Raw genomic sequence first — 13,294 nt, forward strand, 5'->3', positions numbered from 1 at the left:
CATGGCACGTGCCGGCGGCCCGAATGCACGGATGTCCTTGCCGCACTGGGGAACCGCGTTGTCTCGCGCGAAGCCGGCCAATGAGGGCCGAACGTGCCGATCCGCCTCCCGAAGGCCCTTTGTCGATCATCCGACATCGACGCGCGTTTAACGTCCTATATGAACCGGTACCCTCGGTCGAGTACGGGGGAACGGATCCGGCGGGTGGGGCGTCGGGAGCGACTTGCGTTAGTGGGACCGGTGTGCACCGATGATCCGAGTACTCGTCCACCACGAGCAATGCCTGTGGCGGACCGCGTTGCGGCGCGGTCTGGCCGGCGAACAGGGCATCGACCTCGTGGACGATGTGAACCAAGACGACGACGTGGTGACGACCGCCCTGCGGGTGCGTCCCGACGTGCTGATCCACGACTCCGGTTTACTGCCGCCCGCGAGGGCGGCCGAGATCTGCGGCGCGTTGCCGGGCATGAGCGTGCTGCTCCTGGTCGATCCCAGTCGTGCGGCGGGCCTGCCGCCCGACCTGACCCTCATGGCCCCGCGCGTGGGCTTCATCAACACCGGTGAGACCTTCGACCGGCTCATCGAGGCCATCCACCGGCTCACCGGCGGGGAGCCCGTCATCGACGGCTCGATCGCGCTGGCCGCGATCCGCGCGCAGGCGAACCCGCTCACGAAGCGCGAGCAGGAGGTTCTGAGCCTCATCCTGACCGGGGCGACGACCCGCGAGATCGCCGAGAAGATGTTCCTCCAGGTGGGGACGGTCCGCAATTACCTGTCGAACGCCATCCACAAGTCGGGCGCGCGCAGCCGGATCGACGCGGTGCGGATCGCTCAGGAGGCCGGCTGGATCTGAGCCGACGCTCGAGCGGTCGGGGCGGCACCCGTGGCCGCTGCGGACCGCTCACGGGCCGAAGGCTCTGTGGTGTGGTCGGTTCCCCAGTGCGCCAACAGCTTCCGATACAGGGGCGAGACCGCCCGCAGGTGCTCGTGGTCCCCGGCGGCGGCGGTGCGACCGTCCATGATGAGGAGACGGCGGGCGCGCATCGCCGAGCTGGCGCGGTGGGCGATGACGACGAGGGTGCCGCGGGCGGCGAAGGCCGCTTCGGCGCGGGCCTCGGCGGTGGGGTCGAGATGGCAGGTGGCCTCGTCGAGGACGGCGATGGGCGCGGGGGAGCAGTGGGCGCGGGCGAGCGCGAGGAGCTGGCGTTCTCCGGCCGAGAGCCGCTGCGGGTCCACGGCGGCGTCGAGCCCGCCGAGCCGGTCGACGAGGGGCGCGGCTCCTACGGCCGAGGCGGCGGCGGTCAGGTCGGCGTCCGTGGCGTCGGGGCGCAGGTAGCGGAGGTTCTCGCGGACGGTGCCGGTGAAGACGTAGGCCTCTTGGGGGATGAGGACGCGCCGTCTGGCGAGGTCGGCGGTGGTGAGCGCGGCGGCGTCGGTGCGGTCGGGGCCGTAGGCGACGGTGCCGGCGTCGGGGCGCAGGAGGCCGCAGAGGAGGCCGGCCAGTGTGGACTTGCCGATGCCGCTCGGGCCGATGACGGCCAAATGGTCGCCTTTGTGGACGGTAAGGTCGAGATCGGCGACGGCCGGCGCGGCGTGCGGGCCGTAGGCGAAGGTCAGGCCTTGGGCGGCGAGCGCGGGTTCGGGTGCGTCCGCCGGATCGGCGGCCGCGGCCCCTGCGGGCGCTCGGGCCGGGGCTGCCGTTTCGGCGGCGCTCGATGCGCGTCGGGCGGGATCTCCCTGCTCGCCCTCGCCCTCGCCCTCGCCTGAGTCGGGGCGGAGTCGCTCCGCTCGCCGATCGGGGTCGGCGCCCTCGTCCGCCGCGTCGCCGTCGAGGATGCGGGCCAAGGCGACACAGAGGCGCAGACCGCTGCCGCCGAGGCCGGTGACGAGGGCGGTGAGGGCGGGCTGGAGTCCGGTGAGGACGTACAGGAGCGCGCCGGTGAGCGCCCCGGCGGTGAGTCCGCGGTCGGCGAGCCAGGGTGCGGCGGCCAGGAGCGCCAGCAGCGGCATCCAGCCGCCGACGGCGAAGCACCCGGCCCGGAGGGCCGCGGCTCCGGCGAGGGCGCGCTCGGCGGCCCGGAGCCGTGCGACCGGTTCGGCGGCCAGCGCCGCGGCGTGGTCCTCGCCGCCGCATGCGGCGAGGTCGGGCACGGCGGCCGCGATTTGGCCGACCCGTTCGGCGAGGCGCTCGTCGGCCTCGGCCGCCTGCCAGTGCCGCTTGGCGGCGAAGCCGAGGGTGGCGATGAACGCGACGAGCCCCAGCAGGAACGGCGGCAGGATGATGAGCGCGAGCCGGGGGTCGAGGGCGAGCAGGCCGACGGTGACGCCGACGGCGGTGACGAGGCAGCCGCGCACGGCGAGGATCACGCCGGCATAGGCGTCGCGGGCGATCTCGACTTGGCGGGCGAGGCGGGAGACGGCTCCGGAGTCGGGGTCGCCGGCGACGGCGGCTCGGAGCGCGTGACGGATCACATGGCGCACCAGGCGGTCGCGGAACGATTCCACTGTGGTGCCGAGGCTGCCGTAGAGGCCGCGGGTGCCGATCGCGCCGAGGACGGCGGCGAGCATGAGCCCGCCGAGCCAGGCGGCGCCGGTCCACGGCCGGCCGGCGAGGAAGCCGTCGTCGAGGGCGCGCGCGACCATGAGCCCGAAGACGGCGGTGGGAAGGGTCTCGGGGATCGACCACAGCAGGAGCGCGACCAGCGCTCGGGGGCGCAGCCCGGATGCGGCGTAGCGAAGCAGCGGCCTCATCGCGCCATCACCGCCCGATCCCGGTCTCGGGAACGTCGACCCGGGGCTGCCCCGATGCGACGGCGGCGCGGAGGCGCGACCGCGTCGGCAGGGGACTGATTCCCGGGGCCGGGTGCGTCGGTTCGCGGAAGCCCCCGGATCGACGACGGCACGGCGGTGCGACGGCTTCGGCCATGCTCGGTACCTGCGGTCGGGCGTGGCGGTTTGCAGCGCCCTCCGGTTCGATGACGGCTCGGGGGTGCGGCGGTTGCGGTTTCGTCCCGCACCTGGGGTCGGGCGTGTCGGCGCGGAACGCCCCCCGGTTCGACAGTGACGCAGGGGTGCGACGATGCGGCGGCCGTCATCGGTGGAAGACCTCCCGGTAGGCCGGTTCGGTCCACAGTGCCTGATGCTCGCCCGTGCCTCTCACCCGGCCTTCGTGGAGCCATATCACCACATCCGCCTGCTCTGCGACTTGCGCCTTGTGGGTCGCCACGATCCTCGTCCGTCCGCTCGCCGCCAGTGCTTCGGCGATGCGCAGCTCGCTCACCGCGTCCAGGGCCGCCGTGGCGTCGTCGAGGATCAGGAGGCGTTCGGCCCGCCAAGCCCGCGCCAGGCCTATCCGCTGCGCCTCGCCTCCGGACATCGGCACCGACTCCAGGGGGGTGTCGTACCCGCGCGGCAGCCGCTCCGCGAAGGCGTGCGCGCCGACCGCCGCCGCGGCGGCCAGCACCGCCGCTCTCGGTCTTCCCGGACCCATCGCGTCGGCCAGTGTCTCGCCGGCCAGTGTCGGCCGTTCCGTCGCGATGCCCACGCCGTCGCGCAACGCTGCGCGGGACAAGCGGTCCAGGCGCACGCCGTCGAGCAGGACTTCGCCTCGGTCCGGGTCGCGGAGCCGTGCCGCCACTGCCGCGAGGGCCGACTTGCCCGAGCCCGATGCGCCCACGACCGCCGCCACCGCCCCTCCGGGGACGATGAGGCTCACGTCTTCCAGAATCGGCCCGGCCTCGCCCTGCACGGTCACCGACCGCAGCTCCAGGCGTCCGTTCCCGGCGGGCAGTTCGCTCTCGCCGTATTCGACCACGGGCACCGCATGCACCTCCGCCAGCCGCGCCACCGCCGCCTTCGCCCGCGCCAGCGACCCGATCACGCCCGTCAGCGACCCGAGCCCGGCGCCGATCATCGCGTACTGGACCGCGGCCAGCACCTCGCCGGCGCTCAGGTTCCCCGCGCCGACTTGGAAACCGGCCACCGCGAGCACGCCCACCGTCGCGAGCGGACCCGCGAACGCGGCTCGGCCTCCGGCCGCCGCCACCGCCTTCCAGCTCGCGCGGCCGTGCTCGGCCAGCGCCGGCAGTTCGGACAGGACCCGGTCGGTCTCGGCGTCCTCGGTCCCCGCTGCGGCGATCGTGCGCCGCCCCCCGATGGCCTCGGTCAGCCGAGCCGCCATCCCGCCCTGCACGCGCTGGTACGCGATCGCCGCGGCCGCCGTCTGCTTCGCGAAGAGCCGCAACACCAGCGCCACCAGCACGAGCCCCACGGCGAACGCGATCGCGAGCGTCCAATGCAGCCACAGCAGCATCGCGAGGCCCCCGATCGGCGGCAGCACGGCCGCCGCCGCGCCCACCAGGCCCGGCCCGGCGTGGGCCGCGTCGGCGGTGCCTCCCGACGTGCGGGCGACCAGGTCGCCCGTCTCGAACTCGCGGATCCGGTGCGAGATGCCGAGCATCCGTCGCACCATGCCCGTCCGCAGCCACGCCGCCGCGTCGGCCGCGCACGTCGTCTCGGCGTACGCGTCCACGAGGTCGCTGACCACCCCGAGCAGGACCAGCGCCGCCGCGACGGCGATCCAGGTCCCCGCCCCGCGCCCGGCGACCGCGGTGTCCACCGCGTTCGCGAGCGCCAGCGGCAGCGCCAAGAGGCTCAGCATCCCGAGCAGCCCGGAGGCTCCCAGCAGGGGCAGTCGGCGTCGGGACCGGCGCACGACGGCGCCGAACGTGAGTCCCGGTGCGGTGGTCATCGGCGGCTCCGTTCATCGGCCGCGGCCCCGGACGGCGAAATGCCGTCCGGGGCCGCGACGGGGTCAGGCCTAGTGGCAGAGCAGCACGCTCAGGCTGCTCGTGCCGCCGCAGAGCGTGGCGCTCAGGTTGGAGGGGCAGGAGTGCCCGCTCGCGCTGCTCCCGGCCGTGTTGAGCTCGTTGTTGCCTTCCATGCCTTGCAGGTCGAGAAGAGCCATGATGACTTCCTTTCGTTGTTCTATCGGGAAACTGGGTTCACCAGCGCTCGAGGCGCCGGCGTCTGTGGGGCAGCGGTGCTGCCGATCAACGGGAGGCCCGCCCTCGGGTCGTCGCCGAGGGCCGCGGCGAGCGCGAGCAGGACGCCCGCGCTTCCCGTGGCGAGGTCCATCGAGAGCCGCAGCAGTCCGGTGCCGGGGAAGGCCATGCCTTCGCCGTACGGCAGGGCGTGCCAGGCGAGCGCCCGGACCTGTTCGCGGACCAGGGGGTCGTGGGCCGGGCGTTCGCTGCGCCCGGCGAGGTAGAGGAGGATCCCGGCGCGGCCGGTGAACAGGCCCGGCAGGATGTACATGGGCGAGCGCGCGGCCAGGGCGACCTGTTCGGCGGCCTCGGCGAACTCGGGGTCGGGCCGGTAGGCGAGGTACGCGTCGAGGGCGATGCCCAGGCCGACGCTGCCGGCCTCCAGATACGGCATGGTCCGCCAGCCCTCGTCGATCTCGCGGGACCCGTTGGAGCGGACGACGCTGCGGCCGAGGTCGGCCCGCAGGCCCGCGGCGGCGGCGTCGAGGAACGCGGTGTCGCCCGTGGCGTCGAAGGCCCGCATGAGCAGCATCGCCCGTCCGGCGCCGCCGCGCATGAGCCCGGCCCACGGATTGCGGCCGCCGCTGCTGGGGCCTCCGGCGGTCTCGGCGTCGAGGCGGTCGGCCACCAGCTCGGCGCAGGTCAGGCCGAGTTCGGTCAGGTCCGGTTCGTCCCGCGTCTCGGCCAGGTGCAGCAGGTTCAGGCCGATCCCGGACAGGCCGCCGAACAGGTCACCGCCGAGGGACTTCCAGTCCTCGCCGAGGACGACGTCCACCGTGTCCAGTGCCGCCTGGTGGTGCCCGAGCCGGTCGAGCGCGAAGGCCGCCCCCGACAGGCCGTCGTAGAGACCGAGCCGCGAGCCCGCCGCGGGGTCGATCGAGCGCTGGACCAGCCAGCGCTCGAAGCGCTCCGACCGTTCGGCCCCGGCCGCCTGCAAGGCCACCAGGACGCCCGCGGCGCCGTAGGCGAGCCCGAGCCCGCCGGACTCGAACTGCTGGATGTCCCCGGGGAAGAGCCGGTCGTCGCGTTCGGGCGTCGCGGCGGCGACGATGGCGCGGCGGATCTCCTCGCGCATCGCCGGCCACGCGTCGGGGTCGGTGCGCGGTGCGTCGTAGTCGTACTCGGGCGGGGCGATCAGGTCGACCGCGTCGTCGAGCCATCCGTCCGGGACGGGAAAGCGCTCCTGGATGATCTGCGCGAAGTGGCGGGCCTTGAGCCGGTGCAGGCCCAGGAGGTTCGTCATCGGCAGGAACAGCGCCAGCTTCATGCACGCCAGCGAGTACCGGTCGGCCGTGGCCCCGGTCTGCGCCCGCGGCGCGGCGAAGCCCTGGTTGCCCAGGCCCGCGCGGCGTTCGGCGTCGACCTCCCCGGCCACCTCGAAGTCGAGCAGGTACGCCCGCCCGTCGGGCCGGATCATGACGTTGAACAGGTGCAGGTCCCCGTAGGAGAGGCCCCGCTCGTGGATCTGCTCCACGATGGCGGTGATCTGGGCGTGGACGTCCACGGCCCATTCGGTGAACGCGGCGTAGTCCGCGGCCGTGGCGTCGGCGTCCACGAGCGGGTAGCGGGTCACGACGGCCTTGCTGAGGACGTCGCCCTCCACATACTCCATCGCGAGGAACCGGTGCTCGCCCAGCCAGAACAGGCCGCGCTCCTCGGGCACGCCCGGGACGCCGGCGAGACGCCGCAGCACCTCGTGCTCGTGCTCGACGCGCTGGACCGCGTCGTGGCCCCACGTGTCCAGCCCCGCGTGCGGGCGGCCCTCCTTGAGCACCGCCTGCCGTCCCTCCGCGTCGCGGGCCAGGTAGATGCCGCCGCCGTTGGAGAAGTGCAGCACCCGCTCGATCGTGAAGGGGATCTCGTCGACCTTCACGGCGCCGCGCGCCTCCAGGTGCGGCCTCAGGAACGCCGGCAGCTCGACCCACTCGGGGACGTGGAACACCGGGTCGCGCCGGTCGGCCACGAGGCGGCCCTCGCCGTCCTCCAGCGCCGGGACCACTTCGCCGCGCTCGTCGGTGGTGTACCGGTTCGCGAAGGCCCCGTAGCGCACGTGCAGCGGGCCCTTGCCCCAGCGCAGGTCGCTGAGGATGTACGGCCCCGCCTCGCCTTCCAGGAGCGTTCCCAGCTCCGTGAGGATCCGCTCGCAGGCGGCGTCGTCCTCGGGGTAGATCGTGACGAGTTTCCCCGAGTAGCCGCGCGGGGCGTACTTCGAGACGCGCACCAGCAGCGCCGAGGAGGAGCGCAGGAACTTGAACTGGATGCCGCGCGGCACGCAGTAGTCCCACACCTTCTCGAGGACCCGCTCCGCGCCGTCCATCGTGGCGGACGCGTGGATCTTCCAGCCCTGCATCGGCAGCGCCGTCGCCTCGTGGCGGACGGTCAGCCAGTCGTCGGACTCGGAGCGCCGCCAGCCCTCGGGGAGCGGGCGCTCGGCGACGGCGAACGACTCGCCTGCGGTCTCGGCCGAGTACATCGCGTCGTAGAACGCGGGATCGGCCATGCAGAAGGCCGCATACCTGTCGTCCATCCCTTGAACCTCCCAGAGCCGGTGCTGCACCTCATCGTGCAGGACTCGGAAGGTCCGAACTACCCTGTTTCATCACCGATCCGCCCGTGAAAAACCCATATCCGTGCATCCGCAAGGGTCTACACGGGATAGTGGCGATCAAGGCGACCAGGACATGTTTAGGCATCTCGGCGAGTCGGTATCCGAGTACGTTTGTCCACTCGAAACTGCGGCCGCCGGACAGGGCGGAGCGGCCGTCAGGGCTTCAACGGTCGAGCCGGCGGCCTCGCCCACGTCCGCCGCGGGGGCCGGCGCGCCGAGCGGGTGCGGGGTTGCTGTCCGCGGCGCGCGTTGATAGCGTCTGCCAGCGTGACAACTCCGCTTCGCACGTTCGGACCGCTCGACCACAGCCATGCGGGATGGGCCTCGGCCGCGCTCGCGATCGGCAGGCCCGCCGCCGACCTCGCGGCCCGGGGACCCGAGGCCATGCCCGTCACCATGTCGAACCACACGCACGCCGAGAACTGGTTCGAGCTGCTGACCCGGCCCCTGTGGGGCCTCGCCGCCGCCAAGGACGCCGTCCCCGACGACCTCTGGGCCGTACTCGCCGCCACGCTCGCCCGCGCCCTCGACCCCGCCGACGCCTGGTACGTCGGCTCCGGCGGCGGCCAGCGCATCGTCGAGTCCGCCGCCGTCGGCTGGGCCCTCGCCCTCGCCCCCGAGAAGATCTGGGACCCCCTGGACGGCACCGCCAAGGACAAGGTCGCCTCCTGGCTCTCGACCGCCTACACCGCGGACGTCGCCGACACCAACTGGCATTACTTCCCCGTCTTCGCCGGACACGGCCTCAAACGCGTCGCCATCGAGCACGACCCCGCGATCGCGGCGGCCCACCTCGAACGCATGGGGGAGTTCCAACTCGGCAGCTCCGTCTTCGAAGACGGCCCCGGCGGGCGCGTCGACTACTACAACCCCTTCGCGTTCCACACCTATGCGCTGCTGCACTTCAAGCTCAGCGGTGACGACCGGTACGTCGCCCATGCCGCCGCGTTCGCCCGCAAGTTCCGGTCCTGGTTCGCGGCCGACGGCGCGGCCGTCCCCTACGGGCGCAGCCTCGGCTACCGCTTCGCCCAAGGCTGCCTGTGGGGCGCGCTGGCCGCCGCCGACGTCGAGGCCGTGCCGTGGGCCGAGGCCGCCGGGTACAGCCGCCGCCACCTCCAGTGGTGGTGGGAGCGGCCGATCCTCGACCCCGAAGGCCGACTCACCGTCGGCTACGGCTACCCGAACGACGCCGTGGTCGAGCAGTACCTGACCGCCGGCTCCCCGTGGTGGGCCACGAAGATCTTCGCCGGGCTGCTCACCGGAGCCGATCACCCCTTCTGGACCGTGGCCCCGGCGACGCCGGAGCCGGTGGTCGAGCCGCACCGGGCCGCGCGAGCGGTGCACGTGCGCGACCGGGACGGGCACGTCACGCGCCTGAACGGCCAGAAGTGGCACCCGTGGGCGCGCGGCGGGCAGGCGACGTACGGCAAGCTCGCCTACTCCTCGCTCGCGGGCTTCTCGCACGCCACCGCCGGGCCCGGCCTGGAGGCCGCCGTGCCCGACGGGGCGCTGTTCCTGTCCGAGGACGGCCGCCACTGGCAGGGTCGCGAGGACTCCGACGAGGGCGTGATCGACGAGAAGGGCGTGCTCACCGTCTCGTGGCAGCCCTGGGCGGACGTCACGGTGACGACCTCGCTCGAAGCGGCCGTCGACGGCTGGCACGCCCGCGTCCACGTCATCGAGACCGAACGCACCCTTCACACCGGCGAAGGCGGCTGGTGCGTGCCCAAACTCGGGCACGTGGCCGAGGTCGGGGACTCCAAGGCGGTGGTCGTCAGCCACGGGCTGCGCTCGGAGATCATCGACGGCGTCCCCGCCGACGAGGACGGCCGCGAGGCCGCCCTCATCGAGCCGATGCAGGGCACGCACGTGTACTGGCCCGCCACGGTGCTGCCGGTGCTCAGGAGCGTCCTCGAACCCGGCAAGCACGTCCTGAAGTCGATGATATATATCGGAACCGATGTGTAGCCTCGCGCTTCGCGACACGCGATCCCCCTCCGCGCAACGAAATAAGGCGCGCGGCTGACGCCGCGCCCTCACCGAAGCACCTCCAGCGCCCCGCCGCGACCTTTCACCTCGCGGCGGGGCGGTCTTCGCCCAGATGTCTTGAGCATTTCGCGTATTTCGGGCAATCTGACTGCGCCAGAACCACAACCGAGCATTGCTCGGCCCTCACGACAACTGGAGACCCATGCGCATTCCGCCCCGGCCGGCGGCGCTCGCCGCGCTCGCCGCACTCACCGCCGCCGCCTTCACCGCCTTCCCGAGCGCGGCAGCCGCGCAGGAGACCGCCCAGACCGGCGACCTGTCCGTCCTCTCCTACAACATCGCCGGCCTCCCGCTGGGGCTCGGCGACGGCGACCCCGAGACGAACACGCCGATCATCGGCTCCCGCCTCGGCGCCTACGACATCGTCCACGTCCAGGAGGACTTCAACTACCACGCGGCGCTCTACGCCGCCGACGACCACCCGCACCGCACGCCCACCAGCGGCGGCGTGCCCTTCGGCGACGGCCTGAACACCTTGTCCGACATGCCCTTCGAGGACTTCGAACGCGTCAAGTGGAGCAAGTGCGCCTCCGGCTCCGGCGACTGCCTCACCCCCAAGGGCTTCACCTTCATGCGCGCCCGGCTCGCCGAAGGCGTCTGGGTCGACCTCTACAACCTCCACACCGACGCCGGCAGCGAACCGGCCGACATCGCCGCCCGCGAGGCCAACCTGGCGCAGGTCTCGGCGTTCATGGCCGCGCACTCGGCCGGGAACGCCGTGATCGTCTACGGCGACACCAACACCCGTTACACACGCGGCGACGGCATCGCCGAGTTCGCCCAGGGCAACGGCCTCACGGACGCCTGGGTCGAGCAGGTCCGCGGCGGCGTCGCCCCGCGCGAGGGCGACCCGGCCCTGGTCTGCCAGGACGCCACCGTGGACGCGAACTGCGAGGTCGTCGACAAGGTCCTCTACCGCTCCGGCGACCACGTGCGGCTCGACGCCCGGCAGTACCGCAACGACCACGCCGCCTTCAGGAACGACGCGGGCGAGAACCTCTCCGACCACTACCCGATCGCGGTGGACTTCTCCTGGTCCACCGGCGGCGACCTCCGGCTCAGCGACCAGTTCGGCGGCCCGCACGGCGCCTTCTTCACCGACGTGGACGACCTCGACGCGGGCGACGCCGCCCGGACGCTGCGGCTGCGCGGCGGCGCCCGCGTGGACCTCATCGGCGCGACGCTCGCCGACGGCACCGTCCTCGACCACGGCGGCAGCGGCGGGACCCTCGTGCAGCTCACCCTGAACGCGGGGGAGCACCCGGTGTCGCTGCGGCTGTGCCGCGGCAAGCACGACAACCACACGCGTGTCTTCTACGCCCGCTTCACGACCAGCACGGGCCGCACCCTCGCCGCCGGCACGACCACGGGCGACTGCACCACCTACACGGCCCCCAGCGGCTGGCAGATCGCCGGCTTCCACGGGCGCGCCGGAGCCGAGGTCGACAAGGTCGGCGTCGTCTACACCCGCCGCTAGCCGGGCACGCGTCGGCGCCGGTCACCGGATCGGCACCGACGCACACGAACGGCCGGGAGCCGTGCGGCTCCCGGATCCTCTTGTCCGGTGCACGGCTCCGAAAGCCGCAGGGCGGGTCACCGCTCCAAATAGGCGGCGAGATTGGCCAGCGACGAGCCGAGTCCTTCGGCGTGGTCCTCTGCGGAGATGCCTTCCGGGACGTCCTCGGCGATGATGTCGACGCGCGTGCCCGCTCCGACTGCGGTGACCGCCCAGGTCATCGTCATGGTCCCGGCGAAGGCGGGGTCCTCCGAGACGAATTCCACCGCCTGCACGACCCGCGAGCCGGGGACGATGTCGACGAAGCGGGCCTCGACGACGTCGGCGTCCTCGGTCGTCTTGCCATGTGCCCCAGATCCATCGGCATAAGTCAGCACCAGCCGGTACGACCCGCCCGGCCGCGCGTCGAATCGCTCGAATGTACCGGTCATCCCGGAGGGAGGAAGCCAAGCCAGGAGCCCATCGGGATCGACGAGAGCGGCCCAGACACGATCGATCGGAGCGGCGATCACCCGCGAGGCCCTATCCGTACGCGCCATGGCGCGACCCTAACACCCGCCTTCCCTCTGAGCGTCCGAGCGTCGAACAGCGGCCTGCTCCCGGCCTTCCGCCCACGCCTCCAGTCCTGGGCGAGCGTTCGCGTGCTGCGGCGTCCGCCGCAATCCAACAGGCCGCAGCTGCACGGGACCGTCTTCAGTCGGGGCGGCCGGCGGCAGACCGCTCCCGACGGCACGGACCCGTCGTTCCGCCGGGCTCGGTGCGAATCCGCTCATGACGCACCTCATAGACGGCTCCTGTCATGAATCTGCGCCCTGTCCCGTTCAGAGGCCACACCGATCAGACAGGAGCGAGATCATGAAGCACCGCATCGTCGTTCTCGGAGCCGGATACGCCGGAGTGGGCGCCGCCGGATCGCTGGCCCGCCGGCTGCACCCGGACGACTTCGAAATCACCCTCGTCAACGCCGAACCCGATTTCGTCCAGCGTCTGCGCCTGCACCAGCTCGCCGTCGGCCGGGAGTTCAAACCCCTGCCGCTCGCCGAGATCTTCCAGGGCACCGGCGTGCGGTTCCGCTGGACGCGCGTCACGGCCGTCGACCCCGACCCCGACCGCAGGACCGTCGCCGTCACCGACCGCGACGGCGAGGACGCCCTCGCCTACGACACGCTCGTCTACGCCCTCGGCAGCACCACCGACGGCCAAGGCTTCCCCGGCGTCGCCGAGCACACCTTCCACATCGCGAGCCGCCCGGGGGCGCTGCGCCTGCGCGAGCGTCTGCGGGATCTGGCGGCCGGGCGGTCGGTGGTCGTCGTCGGCGGCGGGCTGACCGGCATCGAGGCCGCCACCGAGATCGCCGAGGCCCGTCCCGAGCTCAACGTCACCATCACCACCCGCGGCGAACTCGGCGACTGGCTCTCTCCCAAGGCGAGGCAGCACCTGCGCAACGCCCTCCGGCACCTGGGCGTGGCCGTCCGCGAGCACGTCGCCGTCGCACGCGTCGAAGCGCGACGGGTGATCGACGTCGACGGCTCGGCCTTGGAGTCCGACGCGACCGTCTGGGCCGGCGGCTTCGCCGTCCATCCCATCGCGGCCGCCAGCGGCCTCGAAGTCACCGAGACCGGCAAGATCATCGCCGACCGCAGCATGCGCTCGGTGTCGCACCCGGAGGTCTACGCCATCGGCGACAGCGTCCACGTCATCGGCGACAACGGCACGCCGCTGCCGATGTCGTGCGCGTCGGCGGGCTTCACCCGCATCCAGGCGGTGGGCGCGATCGTCGCCCGCCTGACGGGAGTCAAGGCCCCCGAGCCGAAGCTGCCGTACCTCGGCAACAACATCGGCCTCGGGAACCGGGACGGGGTCTTCCAGGCCGTCGGGGCGGACCTGCGGCCGAAGCCCTGGAGCCTCAGGGGCCGGCCGGCCGCGCGCTTCAAGGCCTTCGTCAACTGGGGCACGGCATGGAACGCGGCCCACCCCACCGCCGGCCTGCCGACGCGCAAGCGCCGCCTGGCCGCCGCCACCGCGGGATCGCGCGTTCAGGTGGCCGCTGAGTGAGACCGGGATCGGCACGAGTGC

General features: G+C 72.9%; 9 protein-coding genes. 4 read left to right on the top strand and 5 right to left on the bottom strand.

The genetic code is table 11. The features are described 5' to 3' along the window. Positions 1-250: 250 nt before the first annotated feature. The gene (locus tag K3N28_RS08765) at positions 251-853 is read left to right on the top strand and encodes a response regulator transcription factor (protein WP_228092114.1); all 603 of its coding nucleotides are present in this window, start codon (positions 251-253) and stop codon (positions 851-853) included. Here K3N28_RS08765 and K3N28_RS23340 read toward each other — a convergent pair. From K3N28_RS23340 to lanKC, 4 genes are all read right to left on the bottom strand, one after another. After that, positions 832-2,751, bottom strand: coding sequence for an ABC transporter ATP-binding protein (locus K3N28_RS23340; protein ID WP_304608703.1), 1,920 nt, complete (start codon positions 2,749-2,751; stop codon positions 832-834). The genes K3N28_RS08765 and K3N28_RS23340 overlap by 22 nt on opposite strands. Positions 2,752-3,091: 340 nt before the next feature. Next, a complete protein-coding gene (locus K3N28_RS08775; RefSeq protein WP_228092115.1) occupies positions 3,092-4,750 on the bottom strand; it encodes an ABC transporter ATP-binding protein in 1,659 nt (552 codons plus the stop codon). A 69-nt stretch (positions 4,751-4,819) separates the two neighbouring features. Beyond that, positions 4,820-4,966 (bottom strand): SapB/AmfS family lanthipeptide, encoded by a 147-nt coding sequence (locus tag K3N28_RS08780; protein ID WP_228092116.1) that lies wholly within the window; start codon positions 4,964-4,966, stop codon positions 4,820-4,822. Between the two features lie 20 nt (positions 4,967-4,986). Then, positions 4,987-7,572, bottom strand: a complete 2,586-nt coding sequence (lanKC, locus tag K3N28_RS08785) for a class III lanthionine synthetase LanKC (RefSeq protein ID WP_228092117.1) — start codon at positions 7,570-7,572, stop codon at positions 4,987-4,989. Between the two features lie 348 nt (positions 7,573-7,920). Between lanKC and K3N28_RS08790 the strand changes: the two genes are divergently transcribed. Together K3N28_RS08790 and K3N28_RS08795 are read left to right on the top strand one after the other, a co-directional pair. Further along, positions 7,921-9,621: a DUF2264 domain-containing protein gene (locus tag K3N28_RS08790; RefSeq protein WP_228092118.1), complete on the top strand. Its 1,701-nt coding sequence runs from the start codon at positions 7,921-7,923 to the stop codon at positions 9,619-9,621. Between the two features lie 223 nt (positions 9,622-9,844). Further along, positions 9,845-11,179, top strand: coding sequence for a jacalin-like lectin (locus K3N28_RS08795; RefSeq protein ID WP_228092119.1), 1,335 nt, complete (start codon positions 9,845-9,847; stop codon positions 11,177-11,179). Positions 11,180-11,295: 116 nt separating this feature from the next. On the opposite strand, the gene K3N28_RS08800 is transcribed toward K3N28_RS08795, so the two are convergent. Further along, a complete protein-coding gene (locus K3N28_RS08800; RefSeq protein ID WP_255640266.1) occupies positions 11,296-11,730 on the bottom strand; it encodes an SRPBCC domain-containing protein in 435 nt (144 codons plus the stop codon). 343 nt (positions 11,731-12,073) lie between these two features. On the opposite strand from K3N28_RS08800, the gene K3N28_RS08805 reads away from it, so the two are divergent. Further along, positions 12,074-13,273, top strand: coding sequence for an NAD(P)/FAD-dependent oxidoreductase (locus K3N28_RS08805; protein ID WP_228092121.1), 1,200 nt, complete (start codon positions 12,074-12,076; stop codon positions 13,271-13,273). Positions 13,274-13,294: the final 21 nt, after the last annotated feature.

The organism is Glycomyces sp. TRM65418 (assembly GCF_019710475.1).
Taxonomy (GTDB): domain Bacteria; phylum Actinomycetota; class Actinomycetes; order Mycobacteriales; family Micromonosporaceae; genus Glycomyces.

Excerpts from the sequence above, each read along its gene's own strand:
- K3N28_RS08775 (WP_228092115.1), bottom strand. The coding sequence starts at position 4,750 with ATGACCACCGCACCGGGACTCACGTTCGGCGCCGTCGTGCGCCGGTCC.
- K3N28_RS08765 (WP_228092114.1), top strand. The coding sequence starts at position 251 with ATGATCCGAGTACTCGTCCACCACGAGCAATGCCTGTGGCGGACCGCG.
- K3N28_RS08805 (WP_228092121.1), top strand. The coding sequence starts at position 12,074 with ATGAAGCACCGCATCGTCGTTCTCGGAGCCGGATACGCCGGAGTGGGC.
- lanKC (WP_228092117.1), bottom strand. The coding sequence starts at position 7,572 with ATGGACGACAGGTATGCGGCCTTCTGCATGGCCGATCCCGCGTTCTAC.
- K3N28_RS23340 (WP_304608703.1), bottom strand. The coding sequence starts at position 2,751 with ATGAGGCCGCTGCTTCGCTACGCCGCATCCGGGCTGCGCCCCCGAGCG.
- K3N28_RS08780 (WP_228092116.1), bottom strand. The coding sequence starts at position 4,966 with ATGGCTCTTCTCGACCTGCAAGGCATGGAAGGCAACAACGAGCTCAAC.
- K3N28_RS08795 (WP_228092119.1), top strand. The coding sequence starts at position 9,845 with ATGCGCATTCCGCCCCGGCCGGCGGCGCTCGCCGCGCTCGCCGCACTC.